The sequence below is a fragment of the Catellatospora sp. NPDC049609 genome, from assembly GCF_040675365.1.
In the GTDB taxonomy this organism is placed as follows: Bacteria; Actinomycetota; Actinomycetes; order Mycobacteriales; family Micromonosporaceae; genus Catellatospora.
In genome coordinates, this window is sequence record NZ_JBFAOU010000460.1 from 1 (window position 1) to 1,422 (window position 1,422).

Annotated in this window: 1 protein-coding gene and 1 pseudogene; both read right to left on the reverse strand. The window is 61.5% G+C overall.

Annotation, left to right across the window (positions count from 1 at the left end):
- Nucleotides 1-168 precede the first annotated feature (168 nt).
- Nucleotides 169-699, reverse strand: a complete 531-nt coding sequence (locus AB0J67_RS41130; RefSeq protein ID WP_363491254.1) for a polymorphic toxin-type HINT domain-containing protein — start codon at nucleotides 697-699, stop codon at nucleotides 169-171.
- Between the two features lie 576 nt (nucleotides 700-1,275).
- Nucleotides 1,276-1,422 (reverse strand): annotated as a pseudogene (locus AB0J67_RS41135) (IS701 family transposase); the annotation flags it as partial.

Below are 1,422 nucleotides of genomic sequence, written 5' to 3' on the forward strand. Positions count from 1 at the left end.
GCCGTCGCCGCCCTGGTCTCCGACCGCACCATCACCTGGTGATACGCCGGGAGGAGTCCACTGCGCGACCTCAGCTATTGCGCACAAGATCGTTACTGGTCGGTGCCGAGATGGGTGCGCTGATGTCGGATGTCGGTCTACATAGGGTGGCGGCCAGCGACTCGGGCGTCAGCCACCAACGAGCCAGCCGCTCGACGACACGAAGAACGAGCGCGCCTCATCAACAACCAAGTTATACATTCGCGTGTTCACGTTGTCGTCAACGTCAATTCCTTCGACCTTTCCGGCAATTCCTCGCATGGAGTGAATCTGGTCGCCGACGCGCAGGTGGCCTGCGGGAACCCAGCCTCTGCCGTTGGCATAAAACCGGTGGTCCATCGTCGTTTCAATCGATTGTCCGGAGATGCGAAGGCTAAGCGTAGAAACATCGATGTGGGAAATTGTTTTGCGTACCTTGTAGGCCCGCACTGAAAACGTTCCCGGCGCGGATCCAAACACGATATCGCCAACCGCGATGTCGGCAATCCTTCGACCGCCTGCCGGAGTGTGGACCTGTGTTTCGGCGGAAAAGGAGTTCTTGCCGCAGTCCCACGTCGGACACGTGTTCCACTGATCAGCATGAGCGGGAACCGTGCCGAGCATTCCTGCTAGCAGTGCGCTTAGTATGACAGCGAATCTGAGCGCTCGTTTGATACTCACGGTTCTCCTCGACTTTATACGGTCAGCTTTTGGGCGGCAAAGGGGTATGGGTCGGCTCGTTAAGCGCGGTGCGATCTTGCTCCCATGCCCTAGCACCGGTACACGCGTTGTACCGCCGTCGATCATCCGGCTGCTGGACAACCCATCAGGGCAGTACGTGTGGCCATAGTCAACTGGTTCCGGATGCCCGGGCGAATCATGGATGCCGTCGGTAACCGGTCCTGTACGAAGTCGGGCCGGGGCGTCGCCGGGTCGCAGAGGTGGATGACGGGGGACCAGGCGGTCACGTTCAATGGCTCTATGCCATGCGTCGGCCAGCAGAGCCCGAAAGACTACGTCCGATAAGCGGCTTTTGAGGGCTTTGAAGACTCGGTGATGGTGTCGCCGCCAGCACGGCGGCGTTGCAGGAGGTCGCGGGCGGGCTGGTGGTATCAGTAGGGCTTTGTTGGGTCGGTGGTCGGCGTTTGCGGCGGGCGGTTCTGATCTTTCGTCGGCAGGTGGGGCAGGCGCCGGTCCAGGTGGCGAGGAGTAGCTGGATCTCGCTGATGACCTTGTAACGGGTCGGGCCGGCGCAGCCGCTTTTGGGTCTTGGCGCAGCGTGGTGATGAACAGGTGCGCGGCGGTGACGAGGGTGACGTGGCGGTGCCAGCCGGTGAACGACCGGCCCTCGAAGTGGTCCAGGCCGAGGCCGGTCTTGAGTTCGCGGTAGTCGTGTTCGATCCG